We start from the raw sequence: 3,238 nt of genomic DNA, 5'->3' as shown, positions 1-3,238 counted from the left end.
AAATATCCTCGCCCCGTCGCTCGTTATAAAATAGCTCTCTTTAAACTCCATTTTTTGCCTTTCTTACTTAAATTTATCGGTTTTTACGCTTATTTTATCCTAAAATGCCCCGTTATCTCGTACTCGTTTAGCACGTCCTCCTCCTGCGCGCCAAGACCGATATTATGGATCACGAGCGGGGTTTTGCCATCGGCAAATTTATCCGAAACTATGCCGATATGCGGCCTGCCGTTATCCAGCCGCCACGTCACGATATCGCCCGCCTTAAACTCGCCCTTCGCCTCGTAATCCTTGCGTTTTAGATAGGTCGCGATGTTTGGTACACGGCGATGATCGATGTTTTTGTCGGTCTTTTTCGCGCCCCAATTTTTTGGATAGGAGCTAAAATTCGCGCTCATATCCTCGTGGATGAGCCGCTGCAGATCGATATCCTGCCCGCGCAGTGCTCTAACTACGACGTCGGTGCAAACGCCTTTTATCATATCCACATCGCCCATCGGGTACTCAAGCCTAGAGTACGAAGGATCGTAAAACAGCGTCTGTCCAATCTGTGCTCTAGCATCTTGCACGAGCTTCTGAGCCGAAAACGCAAAGGCAAAATTTGCCGCGAGCGCTAAAAGTAAAATTTTGCTCCAAATTTTCATCAAAACCTCACGCGTAAAAATATCTAACTATGTGAAAAAATATCGGCGCCGCAAAGCACAGCGAGTCCATACGGTCAAGCATCCCGCCATGCCCGCTGATCATATATCCCCAGTCTTTGACGCCTAGATCGCGCTTGATCGCAGACATAACAAGCCCTCCTAAAAAGCCCATCATGCAAACGGCAAGTCCGATGAAAAACGCCCCCGTCGCACCAAAAGGCGTAAGATGATGCAGACACGTAGCCAGCGCGCTAGCGCTAAGAACCCCGCCCGCAAAGCCGACCACGGTCTTAGACGGACTGATGCTAGGAGCGATCTTACGCTTGCCAAAAAGCTTGCCCCAGATATACTGCAGCACGTCGCTAGCCTGTACGACCAGGATCAAAAACAGCATCAGCTCCATGCCGCTGCCCTTCTCAAGATCCAGCAAAAGAAGCGCGGGGATGTGCGAAATACAAAAGACGCAGATCATCAGCGCCCACTGGATCTTCGTCGAGCGCTCTAAAAAATAGGCCGCATCGCCGCAAATAGCCGCCAAAATCGGCAAAAATAAAAATCCGTAAACCGGGATAAATATCATCGCCATCGCGTACCAGTCAGCATAGATAAATATATACTGCACGGGCAAAATCACGTAAAAGCACGCCACGAGCGCGATATGATCGCCTCTGCGGATGTAGATGAGCGACAAAAACTCGCGCAAAGCGGCAAAAGATACGAGCAAAAGTAAAAATATCACGGCGTTTTTGCCCATATACGTAAACGCAAAAATCACCAAAATCATCGCCCACCAGGCGTTTATGCGCGAGGTCAAATTTGAGATGGTTTTGTTCTCGGCGCCAAATTTCGCCTTTAGGATAAAAGCCACGACGCTAGAGACGACTAGTACCGCGATGAGTCCTAAAAATAGATTTAAGATATGATTTTGCGGGTTCATTTTAGGGCCTTTTGGTTAAATTTGAAGCTAAATTTGACGCCTACGTCGGAGCTTTCCGAGTGAGCAAAATTTGCGCGCGTTTGGTTTGCCTTGCGTACGGCTTGAACGGTTAAATTTTTTACGCGGTTTAAATTTGCGTTTGGGTCAAATTTGATTTGCGGCGAGGCGAGCGTTTTGATCGCCGTTTCGCGCTCAAATTTGACGTTTTTGGCCGCCGCTCCAAAAGACTCGCCGTCAAATTTGCCGCAAAAATCGGTTGCAAATTTTGCTTTTTCATTTGACGGATTTACGGGGCTTAAATTTACCGCCATCGCCAGAGCCGCCAAATTAGGCTTTCGTTCTGTCATTTTGCGTATCGCTCATCGCTAGTAGCGCGTCTTGCGCCTTTTGTAAAAACTCGCCCTTACCCTCGCCGCTGTAAAATATCTCCTCGCCCACTATCAGCTCGCAAAGCAGCGGGATGGGTATCATAAAGCCCTTAGGCAGGACATTGCGCGCATTTTTGATCCAAATCGGCACCAAAGGCACGGAGGGGCACTCCTGCGCCAACCGAAACACCCCACTTTTAAACGGCTGAAGTGCTAGGTCGTCGTTCATCTTGCGCGTGCCTTCCGGAAAGATGATGAGAGAGTGCGTCTGCAGTGCGTCGCTCATTTGCGCTAGCGCTTCCAGCGGATCTTTGCGGCGACTTATTAGCACCATGTTAAACACGTTTTTAGCAAGAAATCTGCGCACGGGTCCGCTCTCCCAGTACTCCGCCGCCGCGACGGGGCGCACGCGCTTTCTCACGCGGTATGGCAGCGAGACGAAAATCAGCAAAAAATCGCCGTGGCTGGCGTGGTTCGCGTAGTAAATTTTAGTACCCTCGCCGATGTTTAAAAGCTCCTGCGGCGGCCGTACGCCCGTGATAAATATCGTAATACGGCAAAGGATAAAATCAAGCGCTGCAGCTAAAAACTCTTTCATATTTTTCGTCCTTTTATTTTACTAAATTTGCCCTGTTTGTGCGTCAAATTTGACGAGTAGCGAAAATTTGCCGTAACGCTTGCCGGCAAACGAAGTGGGTTTGAAGCTTGGGATTTTAACTCGCAAACGCTCATGATACTCCAAATGATTAGACTTAGCGCAACCTGGGGCGATCTTGGCCACAACTCTATCTTACCGCCCGCAAAACCGCTTTGCTGGTTTTAGTAAAATATGATGAAATTCTTTTATATATTTGCCGTTATTATACCTAAATTCGCTTTTTTTAAGCGCGGCAAGAAACCTGCTCTCTTTGCCCTCTGAGGCCGCTTAAATCTTTAGCTAGATTCTTTCAGCCTTAACTCCATAATGCGCTAATCCGCTGCGCTTTAGTTAAGAATTCTAAAAACTTGGTCAAATTTGAGTATCGACCGCGCTGTTGCGAAAATTTAAATTCTCATTTTGTAAATAAATTTGATAAAATTTAGCCGTTTCTTGATGGCGATCAAGTCGTTATTATAAATAAAATCTTAAAATTTACAACTAATTTTTTATAAAGGATTTTCTATGAGTTACAATCAAGAGATGTTCTGTCATCAGTGCCAAATGAGCGCGCCCGAGGGCTGCGGCGCCAAAGGACAAGACCGCGGCACCTGCGGCAAAACCTCGACGCTGGCGTTACTTCAGGACACTA

At 47.5% G+C, this 3,238-nt stretch carries 4 protein-coding genes; all 4 read right to left on the bottom strand.

Features of this window, described 5'->3' with window-relative positions; all coding sequences use genetic code 11:
- Nucleotides 1-89: 89 nt before the first annotated feature.
- The 4 genes from Q0386_RS07590 to Q0386_RS07575 are packed head-to-tail and all read right to left on the bottom strand — an operon-like array spanning nt 90 to nt 2,547.
- Complete coding sequence (locus tag Q0386_RS07590; protein WP_299029329.1) at nt 90-644, bottom strand: DUF1287 domain-containing protein; 555 nt, start codon at nt 642-644, stop codon at nt 90-92.
- Between the two features lie 7 nt (nt 645-651).
- A complete protein-coding gene (locus Q0386_RS07585) occupies nt 652-1,581 on the bottom strand; it encodes a phosphatidate cytidylyltransferase (RefSeq protein WP_299029326.1) in 930 nt (309 codons plus the stop codon).
- Nucleotides 1,578-1,928 carry a hypothetical protein gene (locus Q0386_RS07580; RefSeq protein ID WP_299029323.1) on the bottom strand — a complete coding sequence of 117 codons (351 nt, stop codon included), beginning with the start codon at nt 1,926-1,928 and terminating at the stop codon, nt 1,578-1,580. Before Q0386_RS07580 ends, Q0386_RS07585 begins: the two co-directional genes overlap by 4 nt.
- Nucleotides 1,909-2,547 (bottom strand): 1-acyl-sn-glycerol-3-phosphate acyltransferase, encoded by a 639-nt coding sequence (locus tag Q0386_RS07575; protein WP_299029321.1) that lies wholly within the window; start codon nt 2,545-2,547, stop codon nt 1,909-1,911. The genes Q0386_RS07580 and Q0386_RS07575 overlap by 20 nt, the downstream gene beginning before the upstream one ends.
- Between the last annotated feature and the right edge of the window lie 691 nt (nt 2,548-3,238).

The organism is uncultured Campylobacter sp., assembly GCF_938045625.1.
Lineage (GTDB): Bacteria > Campylobacterota > Campylobacteria > Campylobacterales > Campylobacteraceae > Campylobacter_A.
This window is presented reverse-complemented; position numbering and strand designations above follow the sequence as displayed.

What these genes read in the sequence shown, in the direction of transcription:
- Q0386_RS07590 (WP_299029329.1), bottom strand. Translation starts at nt 644, where the DNA reads ATGAAAATTTGGAGCAAAATTTTACTTTTAGCGCTCGCGGCAAATTTT.
- Q0386_RS07580 (WP_299029323.1), bottom strand. Translation starts at nt 1,928, where the DNA reads ATGACAGAACGAAAGCCTAATTTGGCGGCTCTGGCGATGGCGGTAAAT.
- Q0386_RS07575 (WP_299029321.1), bottom strand. Translation starts at nt 2,547, where the DNA reads ATGAAAGAGTTTTTAGCTGCAGCGCTTGATTTTATCCTTTGCCGTATT.
- Q0386_RS07585 (WP_299029326.1), bottom strand. Translation starts at nt 1,581, where the DNA reads ATGAACCCGCAAAATCATATCTTAAATCTATTTTTAGGACTCATCGCG.